The 25,642-nt window shown below is 42.8% G+C and carries 20 protein-coding genes; 2 read left to right on the top strand and 18 right to left on the bottom strand.

The window, feature by feature from the left end:
• Positions 1–17: 17 nt before the first annotated feature.
• From gnd to K7399_RS04670, 5 genes are all read right to left on the bottom strand, one after another.
• Positions 18–917 carry a phosphogluconate dehydrogenase (NAD(+)-dependent, decarboxylating) gene (gene gnd / locus K7399_RS04690; RefSeq protein WP_028977694.1) on the bottom strand — a complete coding sequence of 300 codons (900 nt, stop codon included), beginning with the start codon at positions 915–917 and terminating at the stop codon, positions 18–20.
• A 144-nt stretch (positions 918–1,061) separates the two neighbouring features.
• Positions 1,062–3,164, bottom strand: a complete 2,103-nt coding sequence (locus tag K7399_RS04685; RefSeq protein ID WP_128166645.1) for a glycosyltransferase family 39 protein — start codon at positions 3,162–3,164, stop codon at positions 1,062–1,064.
• Between the two features lie 224 nt (positions 3,165–3,388).
• Positions 3,389–5,290: a PTS fructose transporter subunit IIABC gene (locus tag K7399_RS04680; protein ID WP_128166643.1), complete on the bottom strand. Its 1,902-nt coding sequence runs from the start codon at positions 5,288–5,290 to the stop codon at positions 3,389–3,391.
• Positions 5,291–5,439: 149 nt separating this feature from the next.
• Positions 5,440–6,207: a DeoR/GlpR family DNA-binding transcription regulator gene (locus K7399_RS04675; RefSeq protein WP_028983052.1), complete on the bottom strand. Its 768-nt coding sequence runs from the start codon at positions 6,205–6,207 to the stop codon at positions 5,440–5,442.
• Positions 6,208–6,320: 113 nt separating this feature from the next.
• Positions 6,321–7,214: a putative RNA methyltransferase gene (locus K7399_RS04670; protein WP_128166641.1), complete on the bottom strand. Its 894-nt coding sequence runs from the start codon at positions 7,212–7,214 to the stop codon at positions 6,321–6,323.
• A gap of 224 nt (positions 7,215–7,438) precedes the next feature.
• Between K7399_RS04670 and K7399_RS04665 the strand changes: the two genes are divergently transcribed.
• On the top strand, positions 7,439–7,795 hold the full coding sequence (locus K7399_RS04665; protein WP_051578054.1) for a hypothetical protein: 357 nt from the start codon (positions 7,439–7,441) through the stop codon (positions 7,793–7,795).
• A 167-nt stretch (positions 7,796–7,962) separates the two neighbouring features.
• On the opposite strand, the gene K7399_RS04660 is transcribed toward K7399_RS04665, so the two are convergent.
• The 11 genes from K7399_RS04660 to K7399_RS04610 form a co-directional block, all read right to left on the bottom strand.
• Positions 7,963–8,508 (bottom strand): DUF6944 family repetitive protein, encoded by a 546-nt coding sequence (locus K7399_RS04660; RefSeq protein WP_028977700.1) that lies wholly within the window; start codon positions 8,506–8,508, stop codon positions 7,963–7,965.
• Positions 8,509–8,589: 81 nt separating this feature from the next.
• Positions 8,590–9,192, bottom strand: coding sequence for an ECF transporter S component (locus tag K7399_RS04655; protein WP_028977701.1), 603 nt, complete (start codon positions 9,190–9,192; stop codon positions 8,590–8,592).
• Positions 9,193–10,473: 1,281 nt separating this feature from the next.
• Positions 10,474–11,832 carry an amino acid permease gene (locus tag K7399_RS04650; RefSeq protein WP_037563801.1) on the bottom strand — a complete coding sequence of 453 codons (1,359 nt, stop codon included), beginning with the start codon at positions 11,830–11,832 and terminating at the stop codon, positions 10,474–10,476.
• A 412-nt stretch (positions 11,833–12,244) separates the two neighbouring features.
• On the bottom strand, positions 12,245–13,579 hold the full coding sequence (glnA, locus tag K7399_RS04645; protein ID WP_028977703.1) for a type I glutamate--ammonia ligase: 1,335 nt from the start codon (positions 13,577–13,579) through the stop codon (positions 12,245–12,247).
• 63 nt (positions 13,580–13,642) lie between these two features.
• The gene (locus K7399_RS04640) at positions 13,643–14,029 is read right to left on the bottom strand and encodes a MerR family transcriptional regulator (RefSeq protein WP_028977704.1); all 387 of its coding nucleotides are present in this window, start codon (positions 14,027–14,029) and stop codon (positions 13,643–13,645) included.
• 102 nt (positions 14,030–14,131) lie between these two features.
• Positions 14,132–15,412, bottom strand: a complete 1,281-nt coding sequence (locus K7399_RS04635; RefSeq protein ID WP_128166639.1) for a methionine gamma-lyase family protein — start codon at positions 15,410–15,412, stop codon at positions 14,132–14,134.
• Between the two features lie 5 nt (positions 15,413–15,417).
• The gene (gene hflX / locus K7399_RS04630) at positions 15,418–16,668 is read right to left on the bottom strand and encodes a GTPase HflX (protein WP_028977706.1); all 1,251 of its coding nucleotides are present in this window, start codon (positions 16,666–16,668) and stop codon (positions 15,418–15,420) included.
• Between the two features lie 15 nt (positions 16,669–16,683).
• Positions 16,684–17,646 (bottom strand): AAA family ATPase, encoded by a 963-nt coding sequence (locus K7399_RS04625; protein WP_028977707.1) that lies wholly within the window; start codon positions 17,644–17,646, stop codon positions 16,684–16,686.
• Positions 17,647–17,908: 262 nt separating this feature from the next.
• Complete coding sequence (hfq, locus tag K7399_RS04620) at positions 17,909–18,145, bottom strand: RNA chaperone Hfq (RefSeq protein ID WP_010023814.1); 237 nt, start codon at positions 18,143–18,145, stop codon at positions 17,909–17,911.
• 205 nt (positions 18,146–18,350) lie between these two features.
• Positions 18,351–19,301, bottom strand: coding sequence for a tRNA (adenosine(37)-N6)-dimethylallyltransferase MiaA (gene miaA, locus K7399_RS04615; protein ID WP_028977708.1), 951 nt, complete (start codon positions 19,299–19,301; stop codon positions 18,351–18,353).
• A gap of 81 nt (positions 19,302–19,382) precedes the next feature.
• Positions 19,383–20,003 carry a DUF5052 family protein gene (locus K7399_RS04610; RefSeq protein WP_028977709.1) on the bottom strand — a complete coding sequence of 207 codons (621 nt, stop codon included), beginning with the start codon at positions 20,001–20,003 and terminating at the stop codon, positions 19,383–19,385.
• A 218-nt stretch (positions 20,004–20,221) separates the two neighbouring features.
• Here K7399_RS04610 and K7399_RS04605 point away from each other — a divergent pair, with 218 nt between their 5' ends.
• On the top strand, positions 20,222–22,645 hold the full coding sequence (locus tag K7399_RS04605; RefSeq protein WP_128166637.1) for a Xaa-Pro dipeptidyl-peptidase: 2,424 nt from the start codon (positions 20,222–20,224) through the stop codon (positions 22,643–22,645).
• A 141-nt stretch (positions 22,646–22,786) separates the two neighbouring features.
• Here K7399_RS04605 and K7399_RS04600 read toward each other — a convergent pair.
• Both K7399_RS04600 and K7399_RS04595 read right to left on the bottom strand, forming a co-directional pair.
• Positions 22,787–23,901, bottom strand: a protein-coding gene (locus tag K7399_RS04600; protein ID WP_223362489.1) for an IS3 family transposase whose coding sequence is annotated in 2 segments (ribosomal slippage) — positions 22,787–23,649 and positions 23,649–23,901 — 1,116 coding nt in all. Because the reading frame shifts where the segments join, the coding sequence is not laid out codon by codon here.
• A gap of 231 nt (positions 23,902–24,132) precedes the next feature.
• Positions 24,133–25,509 carry an FAD-dependent oxidoreductase gene (locus tag K7399_RS04595; protein WP_223362488.1) on the bottom strand — a complete coding sequence of 459 codons (1,377 nt, stop codon included), beginning with the start codon at positions 25,507–25,509 and terminating at the stop codon, positions 24,133–24,135.
• Positions 25,510–25,642 lie beyond the last annotated feature (133 nt).

Raw genomic sequence — 25,642 nt, 5'->3', positions numbered from 1 at the left:
TTTTGGTTCCCAAGGTTTTATTTTTTAACGACAGCATGTCCGCCAAATTCATTACGCAATGCAGCAACCACTTTGCCAGAGAACGTATCGCTTTCCAGAGAACGATAACGCATCAAAAGTGATAGAGCAATGACCGGAGTCGGCACTTGCATATCAAGAGCGGTCTCTAGTGTCCATTTTCCTTCACCGGATGAGGACATAACCCCACTCAACTTCTCTAGATTACCATCCTTTGAAAAAGCATCTTCAAGAAGTTCCACGAGCCAGCTGCGGATCACTGAACCATGGTTCCACACCTTTGCGACAGCCTGATTATCGTAATCAAATTCACTTTTCTGCAAAACTTCAAAACCTTCAGCCAGCGACTGCATCATGCCGTATTCGACACCATTATGAACCATTTTTAAGAAATGGCCACTCCCTGCTTTTCCCGTATAGAGATAACCATCCTCAACCGATATTGCTTTAAAGAGCGGTTCGAGATAGCTGAAGGATCGTTCTTCTCCGCCAACCATGATACAAGCACCATGGCGCGCACCGCTCATCCCGCCGGATGTACCGACATCCATAAATGAGATTCCTTGTTTTTTACATCGCGCGTAACGGCGAAGTGTATCGGTGTAGCGTGAGTTGCCTCCATCAAGCACAATATCCCCTTCGTCAAGCAGAGGAAGAAGCGTGTTGAGCGTTTGCTCTGTCGGATCCCCTGCTGGAACCATCAGCCAGAATACCCGCGGCGTTTCTAGGCTGTTTACCAACTTTTCTACTGAAGTAAACCCTTCAATCCCTTCAGTTTCTTGTGCTTTTTTTACAGCTGCTTCGGACAGGTCGAAGGCATTAACCGCAAAACCATGTTCAGACATATTAAGTGCAAGGTTGTACCCCATCTTTCCCAATCCAATGAGTCCGATCTTCATTTCAATCACCTATTTTATCAAAATTTATGTTTTCTCTTTTTTTAGTTTAACCTATTCCGCCGGGTTATCCAAATCAAATGTTGTTTTTTGACAACCACAATCCATTCAAGCACAGTAAAGACGGAGGCATTTTTCATAAGCCAATTAAGCAGGATCAGGAGGTATGCGGGAATGCACTCCAACTGGGTCTCGATATACATCGGTAAATAGGATGATCATCAGCAGCAGAACACTCACAAACACGAAATAACTCGTTGTTGATAAATAGGGACGTGTATCACGCATATAAGCACGGAATTGTAAGTCTCTTCCCTCTAATATTCGTCCGTTGAACATTAAAGAGCCGCCTCGATACAAATCTCGCTGTTCGAATAATCCTTTTCCATGAATCGCTAAATCCAGATAACTATGCTGCTGATTTCCAATCATCGAAACCGTTAAGACATACTTCTTCTTGCCACGAAAAGGACGAACAAAATTAAAATTAGAAAGTGTGCCTTTCTTCAAGCCATGTTTTGTAAATTGCTTCGTTTGTTCTTCATCCCCGGATCGAGAACGAAGTGTTACTTGATAAATGCCATCCCCTTTTGAACGAGACATGCCTAAAGAAATATGATCAAATGACCGATCCGCATAAAAGGTTTGTGAAACATAGTGATCAAGCGAAACTCGAGCTTGAAGCGAGCCTTTGCGCTGATCTTGATTCACCGCATAGCGGTATTGTACATCACTCTCTTGTGTAATCACACGGAAATGGAAGACCGTCACAGCTAAAAGCAGGATCACAAGCAGATGTGCGGCACGCTGACCCGTTATTGACCACAGCGAACGATTCATCTGCCTCTTTTCGCCGAGCCACAGCTGCACCTTGGAAACACCGTAACAATTCATGATTAGAAATGGAAAGAGGAACAGTAGCGCATAGCGAGGCTCTGCTTCCCAAACAAAAATATAAAATACGAAATTCCCAAAGAGCATCATTTGCAAAAGCAGACCCGTATCGATGTGCTTTTTACGATACGCGCGAAGTGCAGAACAAAGAAGAAAAAACAAATTGGCACAGTGGAAAGCTTGAATAATTAGAAGGAATAACGCGCGTTGTCCCCCAATTAAATAATCGTACATCAAGGAGTGTGTGGATGTATTTCCCAGATACCAATAGTAGCCCATCGAGCCATCTGCATAGACGCGGAACGCTTTAACAAACCACAAAGATATCAGTGTTCCGATTGATTTCTCATGCAGCCTTTTCTTGATTTCATCCGTTGTTGCTTTTCTTTTCTCCTCCTGGGTCTGTTTGGTGAATGTTCGTTGAAAATCATTGTAATTATACCGCCCCTGTTCGGATAGGCCAAGCATTATCCAGTGTGTCGTCGGCATCTTTGCATGATCGTTTGACTTAAGATGGATTCCTTCAGCCAGCTGAATCGCTGAGTTTTGCATGATAAGCAATGCGCCAAGTGTCACAACAGTAAACATCAAAACATGCTTGATACGCTTCTGTAACAGCAGATAGATGATGAGTGCGGGCAAAAAGAGAATCAGATTCTGGCGAATAACGCAACCGGCAGCAAGCAGAAGACAAAATAAAAGACCGTAAGGCTTGTTGCCCTGCTCATAGCGCATCCATAAATAGATCAAAAGCGGAGGCATCATAATCATCAAAGTATCCGAGTAAAAGTAAAGCGAATAGAAAAACAATGGGAAACAAGTAGCGATCAGCACTAAAAAGAACACACTCATTCTCATTCCGAAAATTATCTTAACTATTTTTGCAGAGAAAAGAATAGCGCAATTTAAAACAGCCATACATAGCAAATGATCAAGAAACAAAAATGCATCGACCGACTGCAATGGAAAGATACGGTAAAGTCCATAGCGGATCAGCAGCAAGGGGATGTTATTCGGATAGATTTGAAAATAAATCGTGTCTGCATTATTTCTGTTTGCTTCCAATAAATGATAGGCTTTCATAAACACATGTCCGCCATCAATTTCAGGAGGCTGGATCCCTGAAAATACGATAAGGAGGAAAAGTTCATAGCCACCAATCACAGCAACCAGCAAAAAGCGCAAGCGATACACCGTTTTCCCGTGACACGCACACAACAGTCGATGCATCGACAGTAAGAAAAGTATAAAAACAACCGTTAATAGTAACAGGATCCAGGTCAAGTCCAATGATGAATAGGCAAGATTTCCATATTTTAAATAGTTCCCAAGAAAAAGTGGACCTATCATGCTCATAAGCAAAAAAACCCCGCCAAACAGAAAAAACGCCCCTGAAAATAATTGTATTAATCGACGTTTACCATCCAAAAATGCTCACACCCAGAAGATCTGATTTTCAGTCATTACTGGACTAGTATTTGTCAAAACCCCTGCTATTATCACTTTTCAGACATAAAAAAAAGCGGTCGAAGTTTCAGCCGCTTTTAACGCATTGGAATAATGCTTTTGCTCATGCTCATTTACTGCTTTACGGGCTTTTTCCAAAGTCCAAGAATTAACCCGGAAACGATTGATCCGATGATAATCGAAACCAAGAACAGAATCGGATGATTACCAAGGAGTACAACGAAGATGCCGCCATGAGGTGCCGGAATATTAATGTTCCAAAGCTGAGTTAATCCCCCAGCAATTGCTGCACCAATCACACTTGAACCAATGATATGAAGCGGGTCGGCAGCCGCAAAAGGAATTGCACCTTCTGTAATAAACGATAAACCGAGCACATAGTTTGTAATACCTGCTTTGCGTTCTTCTTCAGTGAATTTGTGTTTGAAGAGCGATGAAGCTAAAGCGATCGCAATCGGCGGTACCATGCCACCCGCCATGACGGCAGCCATCATTAAACCATTTTCGTTGCCGCTGCTTGTAAAGACACCAATCGCAAAGGTATAAGCAGCCTTATTTACCGGACCACCCATATCAACGGCCATCATACCGCCAAGAACAACACCAAGCAAAACTGCATTTCCGGTTCCTAGATGGTTCAAGCCGCCAATCAATCCTGTGTTAATCCATTTAAAAATTGGGTTAAGGATGTAATACATTAATCCTCCCGTAACCAACAGGCCCAAAACAGGATAAAGCAGAATCGGTTTTATACCGTCCAAAGTACGCGGAAGACCGCTAAATACTTTTTTCAGCAAGATAATCACCCATCCAGCAAGAAAACCAGCGGCAAGGCCGCCAAGGAAACCAGCATTCGCACTTGCTGCTAGAAAACCGCCAACCATACCTGGCATCAATGCTGGTCGATCACCGATACTCATTGCGATAAATCCGGCGAGAATTGGGATTAAGAAGTGGAAGGCCCCTGTGTCTCCCCCGGCGATAGCGCTAAGCATCTGAAAGATTGTATTATCTTTGCCCAGATGTTCAAAAAGGAACGATATGGCAAGTAAAATACCACCACCGACGACAAACGGCAGCATATGGGAAATACCGTTCATCAGATCTTTATAAACCTTGCTCCAGACTGATTCCTTACCGACTTGCTCGCTCTCTTCAGCTCCTCCGCCTTCCGCATGGTATACAGGTGCTTGGCCATGCAGTGCTTTATTGATTAATTCTTCCGGTTTGCGAATCCCGTCGCTTACAGGGGTTTGCAGTACCTTTTTACCGTCAAAGCGAGCCATTTCAACTTTCTTGTCTGCAGCAACAATGACTCCAGCAGCACGTGCAATCTCATCTTTAGTAAGCACATGCTTTGCCCCTTCTGAACCATTTGTTTCAACACGAATGGCTACGCCCATTTCTTTTGCCTTTTTCTTCAAAGCATCTTCGGCCATGTAGGTGTGTGCAATTCCCGTTGGGCATGCGGTAACGGCAACGACGAATTGCTCTTCAGATGATGCTTTCAGAGCATGTGCATTTTTTGCTTCTGCCTCTTTCTTTTCTTCTGCATCATGCTCTGCTTGCTTTTCATTAAAAAGCTGGGCAACCTCATGTGCAGTAACGGCTTGTTTTATTTGTTCAACAAAATCGTGGTCAATCAGCAGTCGGGACAATGCTGCCAGCGTCTGCAAATGGACATCAGCCGCTCCTTCAGGGGCCGCAATCATAAAGAATAGGTATGAAGGTTGTCCATCAAGAGCCTTGTAATCAATCCCTTTTTTGCTATGACCAAAAACAACGGTCGCTTCATTCACCGCTTTTGTTTTCGCATGAGGCATTGCGATTCCGTCGCCAATGCCTGTGCTTGATTGTGCTTCACGCTTCAAAATCATTTCTTTAAAAAGTTGCGGATCATTAATTCGATTATTTTTTTCAAGACTGGTAATCAGTTCATCGATAGCGCCTTCTTTAGTTGTCGCTTTCATGTCCAAAAGCATAGCGCTTTCAATCATTAAATCTGTAATTTTCATAGAAGTTCCACTCCTTTTTGCTAATCTAAGTCTGTAGAGCATCATCGTTCCAGATACTGGTTTTAGGTAAACGATTTCATTTTTTATCAAAAACAAAACTTCGTTTTTTCCAGCAACATCTGAACGCATTGGCTGATCAATCTCAGCGGTTACCGATCAACGGTTTCTTGATCAGCAACATAGATCTCCGTTTTGTCGGTGACTTTGAAGCCATCTAAGTCAGGCAGATGGTCCGTTATGATGATCGCTTCGCCGAGATCAAAAATCTTGCAAAAAGAGATCTCAGAGAACTTGCTGCTGTCCGACACAATGTAAGTGCGTTGTGCAAGATCATGTGCGCGCCGCTTCAGCGCTGCTTCTTCCGGATCCGGCGTTGTATAGCCCATTGAAGGATCAATCCCATTTACGCCAATGAATGCAGTATCAAATCGAAACAAATTAATCGATTGCAGCGCCAAACTTCCAATAACGGCTTTTGTCGTTGATTTCATTTGTCCACCCAACAAATAGCAAATGATCTTCTTTCGAACGAGCAGGTCACCGTGTGCAGGGCCATTAGTGACAACGGTTACATTTTTTGCTGTAATAAAAGGAATCATTTCTAATGTCGTTGTCCCAGCATCAAGGAATACACAATCATTATCTTTGATCTTCGTTGCAGCTAGTCTCGCAACCGCTTTCTTTTTCTGCACATTTTTGAATGTTTTTGTCTCCATATCCAGTTCATCATTTAACTTACGCAGAAGTGATGCACCACCATGCACACGGCGGAGAAGATGACGACCCTCTAGTTCTTGCAAATCCCGTCGAACAGTCGATTCAGAAGCATTGAGCATAGAAACGAGTGCTTTCAACTTAACCACATGGTCAGCCGCTAAAGTCTTCAAGATCATCAGCTGTCTTTCTTCAGCCAACATATTCATTCCTCCACATCACCTATTGTACCACTTTTTCTTTCAAAATCAATCAAAGGATTTCAAAATAATTCTTTAGATACAGCACTTATTGAATGAATATGACTGGTTTTGAGTTAGCTTTTGTTCGATCTCCGTCCGATCAGCAATAGAAGATCACATGTAATGATGGCGGTTTCTTGATTTAAAAACGTTTGGCGCGTTGATTCAGGTATGTTCCAAGTAAGCGGCGTCATGTAGAGCAAATCACTCAATCCTGCTTTATCAAGCTCTACTGTATAGTGAAGATGATGCATTTCGGATTCAGGATAATGCTCTTTAAACAGACGAAGTGTTTCGACATTCGAGTAGGTTGCTCTGCTCGTGCTGTAAAATGCATGACGCAACTCTTGAAGATAGTGTTCTCCCGGTATGACTTTAATGACAGAACCGCCGTATTCAAGTAATGAATCAAATGCATCATAGTTCGATGGCGACAGAATATTAAGCAAAAATTGAAAGCTGTGTTTTTGATAAGGTGGCCGCGCAAGATCTCCGACAAACCAGATTTGATTCGGATAATGTTTTGCAGCTAATTGAATACCCGGTTTCGCAAGGTCAATACCACAGCCCGTAATTTGTTTCGACGTCTGTTGTGAAAGCGCGTCACAAATAGCTGCCAGATGTGATCCTTCACCGCAACCTAAATCGAGGATCGTCGATTGTTGAACCTTATCACTGCCCATCTGCTCATCTATAGCGTTCACGATACTTTTCACGAGCGGATTAAAAAACTTATGCCCAACAATAATTCTTTGGCGCGCTTCAAACAGCTGCTTGTCATAATGAGTATGCACGGCTTTTGTTAACAGATTGACATACCCTTGTTTGGCAATATCAAAGGTGTGTGTATTTGGACACCTTAGGCTTCTTTGTTCATTAACAAGCGTAAACGCTTCTCCGCAAAGCGGACAACGAAAGTGTTGCAACTCCTGCTGCATTTGTTCGGCGCAGCGCATCTTATTATTCATTCATCACACAACCTTGTCTACTAGTTACCATTGATTTATTGGTAGATTAACTCATTGACACATTATAGCACAGCATGTACCGCTTGTTTTTCTCTTGACGTCAAAAAATAATTAACCTCTGTACGCTGCTTATAAATGAATACTTCCGCAGTTTATCGAAAAAAGTGTTTTTGTCACGGTTCGAAAAATGGGTGAATACACTAAGGCATAAAGGAGAGATGATGATGAGTTATACGTACGAAGAAAACAATCCGTCATTTTTTGTTCCCCATGAAATGAATGATCGAAATGTAAATCAGCCTACTGACAACACGCAAGCAATAAATAACCTATGCCGAAAATACATGAATTACTATGTCATTGCACAGATGGCTGATGGTACACAAATGGAAGGAATAGTCGAAGATGTTACTGATCAAGGGGTAATCATGCTGGTACCTGAGAATGCTGAACCTGAATCCGACACGCGTTATTTCTATGGTCCTGGACCGCGTCCAAGGTATCGCAGGTTTAATCGTTTTCTATTCCCATTCTTCCTATTTGCGACCCCATTTCTTTATCCTTTTCCATTTTTTTATTAAGGGTTCTTGTCCCATGAAGACAATCATTAGGGATGAAATGATATCGTGGCAAATACAACACTTGACCATCCCACCCGATTTGCTGTACGTTCACTTAAATCACAAGGAAGGCATCAAAGCGTCAAACAGACGTTGCGATGCCCTCCTTATTTTTAACTTCATTTCTATTAAATTGTTTCTTCAATAGTCCCGAGTGTCAGTATAGCTGATCCTCCTGCTTCCATCCAAGTTCCAAAGGTAACCAAGGGATCAAACAATGTATAATCTTCGCCTTCCGCAAGTAAACGATTTCTCCCCATGACTTGAATATAGTTCCCGATACATACCAACATGGTGCCGATAATCTGATACATTTTTCTCCAAAAAATCGGATCGGTAGCTATCACAAAGGATGCCAATACTTCTTTAAGATTTGAGGAAATTGCGCGTTTCAGTAAGATACGATCATCATCTTCGTCTCTAATAAACTGAAGAACAAAAGAACCATAACCAATAACGGTGAGCGCCAGTCCTAATTGTTCAGACGAGTTATTGGAGGTGAGATCAATAAGTGACGCACCTGCCCCAACCTGGATGATGCTGCCTAAAAGAATTAACTGATCCTGAGTTTCGCGATCCAATGTTTTAATCGGCGTCTGCCCAATAGCAGCCATCACTTTTCCAATCGTAATGGATAAGAGTGCGAAACCCTCTGATAATTCTTTTCTGTTCACAGAGATCCCACCTCCTCTCCCAATGGCATTACTCCATCATATGCACACAACACCTGAATGGAGTTTTGTCAGATCCATTGGTTATGAAGCTGTCTTGTTTCTTGCTTTAAGGATTGCGGTTGCAACGGTTGGTGCGACAATACATGCCGCTACCGCTTCGGCAATACCATTTGTAAACACAATGGCCAATAGCGCCGGCAGCAACTGGGTGACGTCCATATGCAAGGCATTTGCATAGGGTTGTCGATAGAATAAATAAATCAATCCCAGCACGAGAACCGTGTTCGTCAAAGCGCCAAGCAGTGCTGCAATCGACATGCTGACAAATTGTGGGCATCCCATTTTTTTTAATTTTAGGTACACATTCCCAGAAATAATTCCGATCATGATACGAGGAAAAACAGAAATAAGCGGATTCGTAAAAACAATGGGCGCAACAGGACTGGTTGGAAAAGTAAATGCGCGAATAAATGTAGTCATTCCCCATACGCCACCGATAATAGCACCGCCAGTTGGCCCGAGCACAATCGCTGCGATAATCACCGTAATATGGATAATCGTGAGGCTTAAGGCAACCATGGGTATATAGCCCAGAAATGGAACAAAATTTTGCAGGAGGATAATAGCGGTAAATATGCTTAGTAAAACTAAGCGATAAGTGGCATTCTTGCTCTCGTTTCTCATGATAATCTCCTTCATTTGTTTTTCTAACAAAAAGTGTTTTAATTGAATTATAAGGCTTGGTTTATCGAAAACAAAGAAAAACTTATGTTTATTCAATATTCTTTTTATTCTTAATAATTATTTTATAGTGCTGTTAAGCTGCAGAAAGTAAGAAAAACCGGGCAAAATACGCCCGGTCCTTAATCTCCAACCATGTGTGATGGACTAGTGTCTTTTCGGTGCTGAATCGCCGCTTCGGTTACTCGCTTGCCGCGGGCGCACCGCGAGCCTCCTCAGACAGGTAGGTATCTGCGGGGTCTCGCTGGCTCGCTGTTCCCGCAGGCGTCTCGCGCTTTCGTGTCTCGAGCTAACTCTTATTGATGAAATTGCCGCTTATCGTTCTACACCAAAGCAAAATCATAAACTTTCTTTTCCTGTAAAAAAAGATCCCGCAATCGGGATCCATAAAATAGTGTTTTGGGAGTTATTGCTAAAGGTTTAACATTCACTTCTTTAGTTCAAATGACAACAATAACATGAGGTTTAGCGTTATCGATCATGAGAATCAAAAATCTTTTAATAATAAATTAAGGTGAATCCTGCGGTCTGTCATGCAAATCCAATTTACTTCGGATGGGAATTACAGTTAGAGAGGAAAAATGAAACATCAAACGCACTTGGGCTCGTCGTACGTTTGAATCATTAAGTATTTGGGGTCGGATTTACAGAAGTTTCGCCATTGATTCACCTTAAAATTACCAGCAATCGATCCTATCGATTAACCATTAATATCATAGCTTATTTTCCCACGCACCAACAACGAATTTATGATGCGTACCCCCGCATATTTTGTGCGGGGGTACGCATCATCCCGCATCTGACCCTGTACTTTTTTCCTGTTTTTCAACTTTTTAAACGAAAATACCAAAAACAGTACTGCCAACAGGCAATACTGTTTTGATAAAGCAAATATTCTATTATTTTGAGCGATAAGACTCGTCGTTACAAATTATCGAACAATGACGCAGGGCAACAACAATAGAACTTAAGACCGATAAATCTTGGCGATTATTTCGGTATATATTAACAAAGAGTTTAGCTGCTTTAACTTTCTGCCTCCAAGTCAGTCGTTCTGGACGTGAAAGAACAGGTTGTTTCATTCTCATTCATCCATCCCTTCCAGCAATGTTCCGAGCAACCCTTTTAGGAAACAGCATGGTCATTATTTGATATTCCTAAACAGGAAAAAGGGTTACTCCATACAACCTAAGAACAGATGAGTGAAATGCAGGTTAACGGATCTTACTTTGCCGTAGGTTGTTTCTTATTTTGTCCGAACGCATAATAACTGATCACAATAAGTGTCAGGAAAACAATTCCCACAACAAGTGATAAACGTGTTTCTGGATTAAATGCCATCCCTATTAAGATGACCATTAAAAACACGATGGTCGCGTAGTTTGAGAAAGGCACAAGCGGTAACTTAAATGGATGATTAGCATTGTCTGCCTTTGTTCTGAGCTTTCTAAAGCGAATTTGACTTATTAAAATGACAAACCATGGAACCATTCCCGGTAAGACGCTAGCGCTGTATACATAAACAAAAATTCGATCCGGTGCAAGATAGTTTAACGCAACGCCGATTGCCAATCCGATCAGTACCGCAATGGTTCCGTATAACGGCACACCAGAACGTGAGGTTTTCATAAAATAGTTAGGCGCTAGCCCCAGTGCACTTAGTGTGTAAAGCATGCGACCGGCACTAAAAATCCCGCTGTTGCAACCCGATAACGCTGCAGTAATGACAACAAAGTTGATGATTCCAGCTGCGGTTGTAATGCCGATTTTTGAAAACGTAGTAACAAAAGGACTGCCGAGTGATTGAAGCTCATTCCACGGATAAACCGTTACAATGATAAAAATAGCGCCTAAATAAAAAATTAAAATCCGCCAAATTATATTCTGAATTGCATGAGTAAGCGTTTTTTGTGGATTTTTTGCTTCGCCCGCTGTAATTCCAATAAGCTCAACCCCTTGAAAGGCGGCAATAACGAGCGATAAGGAAAAGAAGAACCCCTTCCATCCACCGGTAAAAAATCCGCCATGTGCCCATAAATTCGCTAAACCGATCGCTTTGCCACCATTACCTAGCCCAAAGAAAATTAAACCGAGACCGGCAATAATCATTAATACGATCGTCACTACTTTGATCATGGCAAACCAAAACTCGAATTCACCAAATGATCGAACGGAAACCAGATTTGCCGTTCCAAGTATAAGTACTGCAATGACGCTGGGAATCCATGCAGGAAGCTCCGGAAACCAAAACTTCATATAGCTACCTACAGCAATCACTTCCGACATCCCCACAATGATCCATTGAAACCAGTTGCTCCAGGCGGTCAAATAACCTGCCAGCGGATGAATATACGTATAGCCAAACTTCGCAAATGAACCTGTACTCGGTTCATCATACAGCATCTCGCCCATCGCACGCATGATAAAGAAAATAAACAGTCCGCTTATTGCATAAGCAAGCAATACAGATGGCCCTGTCCATTTTATCGTACTGGCGGATCCCATAAAAAGACCAACACCAATTGTGCCGCCTAACGCAATCATTTGAATATGGCGTGCACTCAAGCCTCTTTTTAATTTCATTTTTTAACTCATCCTTCTGTTGTTTTCTCTATGTAACATAACTGTAATTATAACTGCAAGAAAGCGCAGGAATCAAGGACACAAATATTTAATCATTATCTTCATGCTCCTTATTTTTACCTCTAATTGTAAACCAAGGATACCAAAATGCTCCGAGGATATTCACGATGAGCAAAGCCGAGATGATCCCAAAAATGTAACTTGATTTATTATTCCCAAGTACATAGCATGGTAGAAGCCACACGAAGAGGATTATGATGATGCCATTAACAAAACAAGAAAATTTTGGGTGTGTTTGAAAATATTTCTTTGACTTTTTCAAAAAACGCCCCTCCTTTCTATAACAAACTTCCAAACAAACAAAAACCCCTCAAAGCCATACGGCTCGAGGGGTTTCAGCAAATCTATTTGATCAATATTGTTCCATGTATTGTTCGCGTTCCCATGGGTGTACTTGCGTGCGGAACATATCCCACTCAATTTCTTTTGCGTCATTGAAGTGTGATATGGTATGTTCTCCTAATGCACTTGTAATTACTTCATCCTTATTCAATGCGGTTACTGCATCTTTCAGAGAAGCCGGCAATTCTTGAATACCAAGTTCTTCACGTTCTTGATCATTCATAACATAAATGCTGCGGTCAACAGAAGCAGCAGGTGCCAATTTTTTCTTGATGCCATCAAGTCCGGCTGCAAGCAATACAGTCATACCAAGGTAAGGGTTGGTCGTTGGGTCGACGCTACGCACTTCGATACGTGTACCAAGACCACGTGAAGCAGGAATACGAACCAAGGCACTGCGGTTGCTCAAGGACCAAGCGATGTAGCTTGGTGCTTCATAACCGGGAACCAAACGTTTATACGAGTTAACCGTTGGGTTAGCGATTGCAGTAAATGCCGGAGCATGTTCCAGAATACCTGCAATGAATGCTTTTGCTGTATCACTCAAACCATCTTCAGAGTTGGCGTCATAAAATGCATTTTCTTTGCCTTTGAAGAGCGACATGTTCGAATGCATTCCCGAACCGTTTACACCGAACAAAGGTTTCGGCATAAAGGTCGCATGCAATCCGTGTTTGCGGGCGATCGTCTTAACAACCAATTTGAACGTTTGGATGTTGTCGCAAGTTTTTACTGCATCAGCATATTTAAAGTCGATTTCGTGCTGTCCAGGAGCCACTTCGTGGTGAGAGGCTTCAATCTCAAAGCCCATATCTTCGAGTTCAAGGACGATATCACGGCGACAGTTTTCACCAAGATCAGTAGGAGCGAGGTCGAAATAACCGCCTTTATCGTTTAATTCGAGAGTTGGTTCGCCTGCATCATTCATTTTGAATAAGAAGAATTCAGGTTCAGGCCCGATGTTGAAGGATGTGAAACCAATTTTTTCCATTTCGGCAAGTTGAGCTTTCAGCACCGAACGAGGATCTCCTGGGAATGGCGTGCGGTCTGGTTTATAAATATCGCAGATCAGACGCGCAACTTTCCCTTTTTCTGCAGTCCAAGGGAATACGACGAAGCTGTCATAATCCGGATACAGAAGCATGTCCGATTCTTCGATCCGAACAAATCCTTCGATAGAAGAACCGTCAAACATAATTTCGTTATCCAACGCTTTTTCAAGTTGACTTACCGGAATTTCTACGTTCTTGATAATTCCAAGCAGGTCGGTGAATTGCAAACGAATAAATTTTACATTTGCTTCATTCACTTTAGAAATAATGTCTTCCTTTGTAAACTTTGCCATTCTCTTGATCCTCCCCAATATAAATGTCTATTTTCTTTCAAAAATTATATACACAGGCAGCAATCACCGAAAAAATCGGGACAACTCTCCTTGTATTAACGAAGTTTTGCCGAACTTGCCGGATTGAACAAGTTCAGATTTCAAAAAGTTCATCAACTCAGCCTCGGACATTGACTTCTTTCCTTGAGCCGGAGTATTCGCCTCCACTGGCTTTTCACTGAGAACACGTTTGATTCCGGCCAAATTAACCCCTTCGTCAAGCAGCGACTTTATATCAAGAAGTCGATCAACATCATTGAAAGAAAAGACGCGGCGATTTCCATCGCTACGTTCGGGATGAATGAGATCGTTTTCCTCATAGTAGCGGATCTGCCTAGCAGTCAGCCCTGTCAATTTTTGCACGATACCCATTGAGAACAAAGGCATAGAGCGGCGTACATTTTCAGCCATTTCGCCTCGCCCCTTTCTTAGTTACATTATATCCATCCGCCTATTAGTTGTCAATTGGTGTTAGGTTATCTTACAGCAAATGGGATGCGTTTCATAATATTGTCACAACTTTATTCTCATTGGATCAAGCAATTTTCTTTCAAGCAAATGATTTACAGCAACAATTAAAGCGGTTTTCACATGTTCAAACGTCAGTCCGCCTTGCACATAAAGCGTGTAAGGGGGCCGAATCGGCCCGTCAGCGGTCAATTCCAAGCTGGCCCCTTGAATAAAGGTTCCCGCAGCCATGATGACCTCACTCGTATAGCCCGGCATTGGACTTGGATAAGGCATAACATGGGCATTAATCGGTGATGCCATTTGTATCGCCTGACAAAACGCGATCATCTGATCCGGATCGTGAAAAGTTACACTTTGAATCAAATCCGTACGTCTTTGTTCCCAAGATGGAGCGGTCTCCATACCCAATCGTTCCATCATTGCAGATGTAAAAATAGCACCTTTAACCGCTTGAGCAACCATATGCGGCGATAAGAAATAGCCTTGATACTGATCTTTCAGATGTTGTAGCGAAGGCCCCACTTCTTTGCCTAGTCCGGGTGCGGTCAGTCGTTCCGCACAAAGTGAAACCAGCTCGCTCTTCCCTACAATATAGCCGCCTGCTTCCGCTAATCCTCCACCGGGATTTTTAATCAGCGACCCTGCCATTAAGTCAGCACCTACATGACAGGGTTCTTTCGTTTCGGTAAATTCGCCATAGCAATTATCGACAAAGACAACAATAGATGGGTGGAGCTTTTTAATTGCAGCGATCGCTTCTCCAATTTGTGCGACATGAAGAGACGGGCGCTGGTCATAGCCACAAGAACGTTGAATGCCAATCATTTTTGTATTGGGTGCAATCATGCGGTTTACCGTTTCCGTATCAATACATCCATTTTTTAAGGGAACATGCCGAAAGCCGATGCCAAAGTCTTTTAGAGAACCATGACTTTCTTCTGTAAGGCCGATCACGCCTTCCAAAGTATCATAAGGCTTGCCGGTTATGTACATTAACTCGTCACCGGGTCTGAGGATACCGAATAAAGCGGTTGTAATCGCATGGGTTCCGGAGATCATTTGTGAACGGACGAGTGCAGACTCAGCGCCGAAACAGTCGGCATAAACCGATTCAATACCGTCTCGCCCAAAATCATCATATCCATAGCCTGTCGTTCCGCTGAAATGGGCATCACTTATTTTATTTTTCTTAAAACTCGATAAAACGCGATATTGATTCTCTAGTGCAGTTGCGTCCGCCGCCTTTAATTGCTCTGCAACTTGTTCATCTATAGCGGCGGCGAGTTTAGTCAATTCTCCGCCATAGGCGAGTGTTTCAAACATGCTGTCTACTCCTTATCTGCTGAGCCTTGATGCTGGATCAGTTTTGATGCGATCGACGTTTCCGGATACACGAAACCTTCTACTTCATACATCTGTGTCTTTTGATCGAAAGTCTGGTTTTGTAAAATAGCATTGCGCTTTATACTGCTTAACAGTTTTCCTTCCGAAGCAAGTAGTTTAGTATGAAATGGAACCATCTGCTGCATAATCTGTGATTCGATCGCTTCAAGAATCCGTTTTCGATCATTAATATCGTGCGCTGAAACAAGCAAAGCACCTTTGGGAACGATAAATGGGGTTTGCAATAAATCCTTTTTATTATAGATCGTCAGCATCGGCAAGTCATCCACTTCCAGTTCCTGAAGCAATTTGCACACCGTTTTCTCATGTTCGATCACATCCGGATTGGACGCATCAAGTACATGTACGATCAGCTGCGCCCCGGTGACTTCTTCCAAAGTCGAACGGAAGGCTGCAATTAATTGAGTGGGAAGCTGTTGAATAAACCCAACGGTATCTGACAGCAGACAAGTGAATCCATTTGGTAAATTCATTTTCCGGGTTAAGGGATCCAGTGTTGCAAACAGTTTATTTTCTGCATAGGTCTGCATTTCAGTCAATTGATTAAACAGTGTTGATTTTCCGGCATTCGTATAACCGACAAGAACAATTTGGCACTGATTATTTAACAGCCTTCGTTCCCTGTAGCGCTGCCGATGGCTGACCACCGCATTTAATTGATGGCTGATGTCCTTCATTCGGCTGCGTATGTAACGTCGATCGCTTTCCAGCTTTGTTTCACCGGGTCCGCGTGTGCCGATGCCGCCCCCGAGCCGAGAGAGAGATTGCCCGATACCGCTTAGCCGCGGCAGCAGATACTTAAGCTGAGCAAGCTCAACCTGAAGTTTCCCTTCACGAGAACGCGCGCGAACGGCGAAAATATCTAAAATGAGCTGAGTCCTGTCCAACACTTTTGCAGAAAGCAAAGCACCAAGTCTGCCTTGCTGCGCGGGAGACAGTTCGCTGTTAAAGATAACAGCATTGGCCTCAAGTTGTTTTTCTAGCGCAGCAATTTCCTGAACTTTACCACTGCCAATATAGGTTGCAGCATCAATTTTTGCTCTTTTCTGTGTGACGACGGCAACCACTTCACCGCCGGCAGTTTTCGCCAATGCTTCCAGTTCATCAAGGGATGATTGGAAATGCTCATCCGATTGATGAGGCAGCTGACATGCTGCAAGAATGACATATTCCATATTTTACCTCTCTTTTTACTCGCCTTCACCCATTTGACTAATGATCGGATGATCAGAATCGTCTGCCATAAGGTCACAAGCTCTTATCGTCATGAGCGCATCACGATCAAAGCTGTTCTCTTTCACTAGGCGAACCGCTTGCTGGCGAATCATTTTTTCAACTGCATTGCGAACAAAACGTCCATTACTAAAATGCGGCTCTTGCGCCTGTACCTTCCGTTGCAGAAGGCGAAGAAACTTTTTCTGTGCTTCAACCGTCATTGTGTATTCGCGATCATCAAGCATTTGTTTTGCGATATCAAGCAGTTCGACGCCGGAGTAGTCGGGAAAGGACATAATGATCGGGAAACGCGAAGGCAGACCTGGGTTCATTCTAAGAAACTCATCCATTTCATCAGAATAGCCAGCAAGGATCAATACAAACTCATCTTTGTGATCTTCCATTTGTTTGACTAACGTATCAATTGCTTCCTTGCCAAAATCTTTTTCTCCGCCACGCGAGAGCGAATAGGCCTCATCAATGAACAATACACCGCCAAGCGCTCGTTTAACCAGTTCTCTTGTTTTCTGTGCGGTTTGTCCGATGTATTCTCCTACCAGATCGGCTCGCTCAGCCTCAATTAATTGACCTTTTGGCAATATTTCCATCTCATGAAACAGGTGGCTTAGTAATCGCGCTACGGTTGTTTTTCCAGTCCCCGGATTTCCTTTGAAAAGCATGTGAAAAGATTGTTTTTTGACCTTTAACTGCACTTCCTGCCTTTTGCGATAAACATATAGCCATGCATAGAGTTCACGCACCATGAGTTTCACCTGATCCATTCCGACTAAACGATCAAGTTGATGTTCCAATTTTTCTAGTGGTTCATGAGCTACTCGTTCTTCGATTGGGAAATGGACGGGCGGAGTCTTCTGCGGTTTTTGGTTAAAGACCACATTGATCTGACTCTTTTTGGTAAATGTATAGGCTTCTCGCATGATCCGATCACCTCTCTGTTGATGAACTCAGGGCACATTCTTCTGCCTGCTTTTATAGGTATACACATCAGCAGGGTGTCTCGTGACAGTTGCCTAATTTCGGCAATAGAACGAAATAAATTGGACTGCTCTAGTTTATGAAACAGCGGACAGATTCAGAAGTGCTTCACCCTATGCAACAGAGCGCATCATCATTTTTATGGGAGCGGAATTTTCAGGAAACAAAAGAAAGACAGCGGGGCCGCTGTCTTCGCAGAATTTATCATGACTCCTCGTCTTGACTGGTCCAATTTACTGGCTTCGAAGGAGTAAATGTTGAAATCGCATGTTTAAAAATCAATTGCTGCTTTCCTTCGCTGTCCAGCAGTACCGTGAAATTATCAAATCCTTTCACTTTTCCTTTCAATTGAAAGCCGCTGACTAGAAAAACCGTCACAAATGTTCCTTCTTTACGTAACTGGTTCAAAAATGTATCCTGGATGTTAATTGACTGTTTCATTTTATTCCTCCTCTTTTCTCTCTAAATAAAACTAGTTCGATTTAATTTATAGAATATCCTGCACATGCTGCTCGACTTGCTTGATCTTTTTTCTGAGAAGGAATTCACGAGTCTAGTCAGAAAGATCTACAATTAAGATTATATTTTATATTCCCAGCATTTGCAAAGATGATATAAGAAATCTAACCAAAAGTGTTAGAAAAATTCACGAATCTGAGTGCCCGTCCAATTTTCTCAGAACAAATCGGTAAATTTCTTCCGACTTGGCATCAAAATTGACTAAAGCATCCGACATGTCGAACCAATCCACAGACATCTGACGCCTAAACCAGGTTAATTGCCTTTTTGCATAATGGCGTGAATTCTTTTTTAATTGTTCCACGGATGCTTCACAAGATGTCCCTCCTTCGAAATAAGGAATAAACTCTTTGTAGCCAATTGCTTGCATTGCCTGCGCATCTTTTAGTCCTCGAGTATACAGATCATGCGCTTCATCAACAAGGCCCTCGTGAATCATTTGATCCACCCTTTCGTTGATTCGGCGATAGAGCAATTGGCGATTCATCGATAAGCCTATACAGAGGTACGGGTAGAGAGGGCGAACCGTTTCATCAGATTTGTGTAAGCTGAAGGGCTTTCCGGTTTCATGATAAACTTCCAAAGCGCGAATCACTCGAATGAGATTGTTGGGATGAATCCGTTTTGCAGCGATCGGATCAACTTTTTTTAATCGTTCAAAAAGTACACCCTTGCCTTCACAAGCTGCAATCTGCTCCAGCTGCCGACGATATGCCGGATTTGCGCCGGTTGAAGAAAACTGATAGTCAAACAGTGCTGCTTTTATGTAGAAACCGGTTCCGCCGACAAGAATTGGTGGTTTCCCTTTCAATCGTATGTTTTCAATGATCCGTCGTGCATCCTGTTGGTATTCTGCAGCTGTATACGGTTGCTCTGGCTTGCAAATATCAATCAGATGATGCGTCACTCCCTCAGCCTCTTCTTTTGATACTTTCGCTGTACCAATATCCATCCCTCGATAGACTTGAAATGCGTCTCCATTAATGATCTCGCTGTTTAATCGTTTTGCCAGGTCAATACTTAATTTTGTTTTGCCCACTGCGGTTGGACCCACGATCACAATTGTTGCTGTATTCATTGAATTACTCCCGGATAATTAGTGGACTCAGTATAGCACATTCTCCACCCGTACTGCACCTCACGCTTAACATGAAAAAGATTAGCGCTTAATGAGTGAAGTATCGTACATCGTGAAATCGCATCGATAGATAAACAAATACTTCCCATCTATAATAAGTCCGGTGGAATTGGGGACGTCCGTAGCAAAATACGAAACGCGATTTCCTGCAAAAGTGGCAATCGGTTTCCCGAGCTGTGAACGAATTAAGACTATTTTTGAGCGTCCATCAAAATAATTATGAAATTGATTCACCATCCGATTTACAAATGGCAAGCTGCGGTCTTGGTTCGTGACAAGTACTTTTTGCGGCAGTTTGTTCATCACGTCTTGAAGTCCCTTCTCATACATGATTAAAGTACTGCCGACATGAAGCACTTGTTTTCCTCCAATTGTTATATTTAATACCGAAGATTCTTTTGTCTTTTCCCCTTTCTCGTTGGTTCGATCGAAGGTACTGTCCCGTTTAATCGCTCCTGAAACACCTTTAATCGTATCAATCGGCTGGCCGTCGGCATCATACGTCTGCATCGTCACATTTAAGCCTTTTAAATTGCCTTCGACTTGTGTTGTGAAAAAGTCAAACACCTGGCATCCGGCAAGCATCGCCAAGCTCAAGACGGATAACAAACATAGGAATACCATTTTTCGTTTTCTTAACAATGCATTTCTCTCCCATTCTACAGACAAAACTATAAGCCTATTTTAACCTTAAATGCATGAACGTGCTTTGTCATCAGACTCCAGACAGAGATTAATGGCAAAAAACAAAATGATCCTTTAAAAGCGATAATGGGATTTAGTTAACAAATGGATTGCATCTCTAAGGAACAGGCAGATAATGGTATAATGGCTTCAATAATGTAACAAGGAGAATCTTTATGAAGAACAATCAATTTGCCAGGCTCACCGTCGATCATAAGACGGTTGTTAATGAGTTGAAAGCCATTCATTTCTATGATGACCAAAGTATAGGTGTGACCTCTCCTACAGAAGTCTACCAGCTTTTGCTACGCAAAGCGTTTTTAACAACGAAAGAAGAGGGTTCATTTACAAACAAACTGAAAAACTATTTAGCAACTCCGAGCTTAGACCTTAAAGACTATTGCGCTTCGAAGAAACCAGTAACCACGGAAATCTTCTATTTGGTTGCGCTCCAGCTGCTTGAGTTTCTCGTTACAGAGGATTTTGCGATCGATCACCCAGTAGAGGCAATGCACCAAATGCAGCTTCCGACCGTTGAAACAAAGGGCAATTGGCATAAAGATCAGCTGCTTGATGCCTGGTATCTTCTCTTAACAACACATACAAAAAACGGCCAAACCTTCCTTGATCGTTTAACAAACCAAGGTTACTTTATCCCGTTTTATGATTTGCCGGCGCGTGAAAAGCCTTTGTTTTTTAATGGAAAAGCACAAGCAGTATTTGATCCTGCAAAACTGGTTCGAGAAGTCGTTTATGTGGAGTCCTCTGTGGATTCCGATTGTGATGGTCAGCTTGACTTACTCAAGGTCGAAATCCTGCGCCCTTCAGATACGGAACATGGGTTAAGCGTACCGGCTCTTTTTACAGCAAGTCCTTATAATCAAGGAATAAACCATGAAGCAGGTAGCAGAGCGATGCATGACGTCAATGTTCCATTGCAAGCGAAGAAAGCAAACCGCCTTACCTATCAGGACATCGCTTATCGCAAAGAAAAGCACAGTTTGCCTGCCCCTCGCCCTGTAGCCGGCGAGACCAGACATGCCGCCGAGACGTTCAGTCGAGAACGTTCTTATACGTTAAATGATTACTTTCTTGTACGCGGATTTGCCGCCGTTTACGCTGCCGGGATCGGTACATTGGATTCAGACGGCGTTCAAACATGCGGTGATCCGCAGCAAACGGAAGCGACTAAGAATGTCATCGAATGGTTAAATGGAAAACGGCGCGCGTTTACCAATCGTACTGACAACATTGCCATCTCGGCATGGTGGTGCAATGGATGGGTAGCAATGACCGGCCGCTCTTACTTAGGAACGCTTGCAACTGCGGCCGCGACCACCGGTGTTGAAGGCTTAAAAACAATAATTTCAGAAGCAGCGATTTCCTCATGGTATGATTACTATCGTGAAGGCGGGCTCGTTATTGCACCGGGTGGTTTTCCAGGAGAAGATGCTGATGTTTTGGCAATTGAAACCCAAAGTCGTATGAAAGCGCCGGCAGATTACATACTCCGCGTCAAAGACTTTTTTACGAAACAAATGGATCAGATGGCACGCGGCATGGATCGGGAATCAGGAAACTACACGCCTTTCTGGGATGCACGCAATTACCGCAAAAGCATCAATAAGATTAAATGTGACGTATTAATGATTCATGGGCTAAATGACTGGAACGTGAAACCCGGGCAAGTTGAGGCGCTATGGCAGGGCTTAAGAAGTGTCCCGGTAAGTAAAAAGATCATCTTACACCAAGGTCAGCACATCTATATCAATGCGTTTCGTTCGATCGACTATACGGATATGATCAATCTTTGGATTAGCCATGAATTGTATGGCGTGCAAAATGGTGCAAAAGAGGTCTTGCCGGATGTGATTGTACAAGACAATCTAATACCTGAAACATGGACCGCATACTCGGACTGGTCTAATCCTCATTCGGACAAAACGGTATTCCACCTCTCGCCTGGAACATTGACGGAGGGATGCGGCAGCAACTCCATTCAATCCTTTAAAGATGATTTACCGATAGACGACTTTAAACGGTACACGGAACATATCGATCAATGGGAAAATGAGCTGATTTCGAATCAAAAACAAGCGTTACATGCGAACCGTTTAATTTTTAAGTCTGCACCTTTTGAAAAAGCTCAAATTGTAAACGGAAAAGTTGCCATCCATGTCAAAACAGCGTCGAGTCAACCCTTCGGCATGCTCAGCTTTCAACTGATCGACTTCGGAGAAGAGAAACGGCTCAACCCATCGCCCACTCCGATTCAACGAATGGAATTAGGCTGCAACTGGCGTGAAGATACACTCCGTGAATTCACGTTGGCTAAATTTCCAACGCCGTTCAAGATGATTACAAAGGGGCATCTTAATCTGCAGAACCGGGAGAATCCATGGAAGGTTAATGAACTGATGCCCAACCAGTTCTACACATTTGAGATCAAACTGCAACCAACCTTTCACAAGTTGGCTGCCGGTCACCAGTTAGGATTGATCATCTATGCCACCGATTTTGCCATGACAGTTCGCGGCAATCAAGCGGTGCGCTATTCCATCGACTTGTCCGACTGCCATCTTGACGTACCCTTTCAATAAAAGAACGGAAGAGGGTGTCTTATCGTCATAGACGATTGAGACACCCTCTTGTTCATTGGTTAAAGATTTATGAATGACGCGCATTGGTGTAGGAGGTCTAAGCACCCCTATTGGTATGTCAACACTAAATCAAACAAATTTTTAAAGGTGTCGCAGCTTGTATTCAGTTGGTGTTAGGTAGTCTAGTGATCCATGGATGCGAACATTATTGAACCAATTGACGTAATCAAATAATTCAAGGTCAAGAACGTGTTGGTTAGGAAAATCACGTCCGCTAATAAACTCAGTTTTAATCGTTTTGAAGGTCGCTTCCGCCACAGCATTATCATAGGGTGTCCCTTTGTGACTCAGTGATCGGTTGATTTGAAACGCTTCCAGAGTCTCATCAATAAGCCTATTTTTAAACTCGTTTCCCCGATCTGTATGGAATAGTTCGAGTTGACTTAGGTCACCTTTTACCGTGGCGAAGGCACGGTGGACTAACTGAGCGTCCTTATTTGGACCAGAGCTGTAACCAATAATCTCGCGATTATATAAATCAATAAAGATACAAATATAATGCCATTTCTGCTGCACACGGACATACGTCAGATCACTGACTACCACTTTTAATTCCTTTTCCTGCTGGAATTGACGATTCAACGTGTTTCCAGTGGGAGATTCGTTGCAGCCTATTTTATGCGGCTTAAACTGTGCAATCGTATACTTTGAAACGAGGCCCTGTTCTTTCATCATTCGCCCGATTCTTCTTCGCGAGACTTGTTTTCCCTGCTTCTCCAGTTCTTTTTTGATCTTTCGCTGTCCATAGATCGATCGGCTTGTTTTAAATATTTGAACCACTTGGCGTGTCAATTCCTGTTCAGCCTGTTGATTCTCACGAACTTTAGCTTCGTAATAGTAGGTACTGCGAGAAAGTTGTAGGACGTCGCACATTGCTGATACCGAGTATTTGTGACGGTTCTGTCGAATCACATCTACTTTCGTCCCATGATCAGCGCGGCTTGTTTTAAAATATCATTCTCCATTCTCAGCTGTTGATTTTCTTTCCTTAAATGAATCAGTTCTTCCTGCTCAGGCGTTCGGTTATCCTTCTCCTTGAAAGAACCGCTTGTCTTGTGTTGACGAACCCATTTATCAAAGGCCGAAGGCGTGAGATCATACTCTTTAATGATTTCATGTCTGGGCTTACCTGAAGCGTGTAGACTGACGATTTGTTCCTTGAACTCTTTTGAAAAAGTTCTCCGTTCCTTTTTCATGTTTCCGGTCTCCCTTGGAATAGTTGAACCAAGTGTACATGACCTTAAATTATTTGTCCAATTAATTGTAACCTATCCACTATTGTTGCAGTGGCCTCTAATCCTGTCGCTTCACTCTATTTTATAGCGATACCTCGTTAAGTCCTTCTGCCCTCAGCAGAAGCCCCCTTTCGCTTCATTCTTTTAGGGGGGAACAATCGTTCTGATTGAGTGCGTGATCAAAGCGTTTGTTTACAGGGCCACCGGTTGAATTTCTTTTGCCTGCTTATAGGCAGCATGAGCAAGCGCGCAAAGGTAGTTCCATTGCTGATCAAACTCAGGTTGGAAAAAGAAATCGGCAAAAGCTAATTGCTGCGTGGTTTGTTTCGTTGCAATCGCTAGAGAAAGTGTATTGATTGCCGCCGTAATATCATGTTTGGACAGCAGCTGTGCACCAACAATACGATTGCTGCCTACCTCATAAGTCAATTTCATATAGATTTTTTCCGTTCCGGGAACAAATGCCGGACGATAGTAATCGGTAACGAATACCGAGCTGGTTTCCAAACCGCTCTTTGCTGCTGTCGCATCTTTAATCCCAGTCGTCGCGAATTTATAATCAAACAACGAGAGTGCTGAAGTCCCGGAAACGCCTTCGATTTTAAACGTAGGCTTTTCAAGATTTAATGCGGCTGCAACCCCTTGGCGACGCGCATTGGTTGCCAAGGCAATATTCATTTCTTTACCCGTTGGATTATAGCGAATCATGCATGCATCACCAGCAGCAAACACATCCGGTGCACTTGTTTTTTGATAAGCATCAACAACGATTGTGCCGTTACTGTTGAGCTCCAACGTTCCTTTCAACCAATCTGTATTCGGTACAACGCCTGCTGCTTCAACAACAAGATCGGCAGGGTAAGTGCCTTTATCAGTAATAACTGCAGATGCTTTTCCATCTCGGCCTTGAATTTCCTGAACAAATTCGCCCGTGCGTACATTAATGCCATGCTTTTGGAGATCCGCTGTGAGAATGTCCGTGAATTCATGATCCAAATAAGTCGGCAAAATTCGATCCGTCACATCAATAACGGTGACTTTCTTTCCTGCTTTTGCATAGGCCTCAACGACTTCAATGCCAATATAGCCACTGCCAATAACTACGACATCGGTAACGCTTGGATCCTCAATCTTCGCTTTGCTTTTGAGTGCCCATTCTCTCCCCCGTAAGAAATAAACATTATCAAGATCATTTCCTTTAAATGGGAGTTTACGCGGTGTCGCACCCGGCGCCAAAATTAATTTATCATAAGATTCATCATAGGTCTCATTTGTATCAAGATTTTTCACATGGATCGTCTTCTGATCAGGATCTAATCCCGTCACTTGATGGCGGGTATAGACATCAACACCCTGGTCGCTGTAGCCTTCCTTTGTTGCGTAGTGAATATAATTGATATCCTGAACGGCTCCCTCCAAGTACAACTGGATGCCGCAAGACAAAAAGGATACTTTATCCGACTGCTCGAACAATTTAACCTTAGCATCTGGATAATTTTCCAAGACTGTTTTTACCGCTTCATACCCACCATGCGATGTTCCGACAACAACAATATTCAAATGATTCATCCTCCTGTAAATGGTATGAGATTTATATGGCGAAGCAAACTAAGATTTGATTGACTTACGTTCTTCATTTTGCTTCGCTTAGATAGTAACAAATATTTATTTATAATCAAACTAATCTGCTCATACATGAACT

It is taken from the genome of Sporolactobacillus terrae (assembly GCF_019930545.1).
Lineage (GTDB): Bacteria > Bacillota > Bacilli > Bacillales > Sporolactobacillaceae > Sporolactobacillus > Sporolactobacillus terrae.
Note: the sequence above shows the minus strand (reverse complement) of the source record. Positions and strands in the feature narration are given on the sequence as shown.

Excerpts from the sequence above, each read along its gene's own strand:
- gnd (WP_028977694.1), bottom strand. The coding sequence starts at position 917 with ATGAAGATCGGACTCATTGGATTGGGAAAGATGGGGTACAACCTTGCA.
- K7399_RS04685 (WP_128166645.1), bottom strand. The coding sequence starts at position 3,164 with ATGAGCATGATAGGTCCACTTTTTCTTGGGAACTATTTAAAATATGGA.
- K7399_RS04680 (WP_128166643.1), bottom strand. The coding sequence starts at position 5,290 with ATGAAAATTACAGATTTAATGATTGAAAGCGCTATGCTTTTGGACATG.
- K7399_RS04675 (WP_028983052.1), bottom strand. The coding sequence starts at position 6,207 with ATGTTGGCTGAAGAAAGACAGCTGATGATCTTGAAGACTTTAGCGGCT.
- K7399_RS04670 (WP_128166641.1), bottom strand. The coding sequence starts at position 7,214 with ATGAATAATAAGATGCGCTGCGCCGAACAAATGCAGCAGGAGTTGCAA.
- K7399_RS04665 (WP_051578054.1), top strand. The coding sequence starts at position 7,439 with ATGAGTTATACGTACGAAGAAAACAATCCGTCATTTTTTGTTCCCCAT.
- K7399_RS04655 (WP_028977701.1), bottom strand. The coding sequence starts at position 9,192 with ATGAGAAACGAGAGCAAGAATGCCACTTATCGCTTAGTTTTACTAAGC.
- K7399_RS04650 (WP_037563801.1), bottom strand. The coding sequence starts at position 11,832 with ATGAAATTAAAAAGAGGCTTGAGTGCACGCCATATTCAAATGATTGCG.
- glnA (WP_028977703.1), bottom strand. The coding sequence starts at position 13,579 with ATGGCAAAGTTTACAAAGGAAGACATTATTTCTAAAGTGAATGAAGCA.
- K7399_RS04640 (WP_028977704.1), bottom strand. The coding sequence starts at position 14,029 with ATGGCTGAAAATGTACGCCGCTCTATGCCTTTGTTCTCAATGGGTATC.
- K7399_RS04635 (WP_128166639.1), bottom strand. The coding sequence starts at position 15,412 with ATGTTTGAAACACTCGCCTATGGCGGAGAATTGACTAAACTCGCCGCC.
- hflX (WP_028977706.1), bottom strand. The coding sequence starts at position 16,668 with ATGGAATATGTCATTCTTGCAGCATGTCAGCTGCCTCATCAATCGGAT.
- K7399_RS04625 (WP_028977707.1), bottom strand. The coding sequence starts at position 17,646 with ATGCGAGAAGCCTATACATTTACCAAAAAGAGTCAGATCAATGTGGTC.
- hfq (WP_010023814.1), bottom strand. The coding sequence starts at position 18,145 with ATGAAACAGTCAATTAACATCCAGGATACATTTTTGAACCAGTTACGT.
- miaA (WP_028977708.1), bottom strand. The coding sequence starts at position 19,301 with ATGAATACAGCAACAATTGTGATCGTGGGTCCAACCGCAGTGGGCAAA.
- K7399_RS04605 (WP_128166637.1), top strand. The coding sequence starts at position 20,222 with ATGAAGAACAATCAATTTGCCAGGCTCACCGTCGATCATAAGACGGTT.
- K7399_RS04595 (WP_223362488.1), bottom strand. The coding sequence starts at position 25,509 with ATGAATCATTTGAATATTGTTGTTGTCGGAACATCGCATGGTGGGTAT.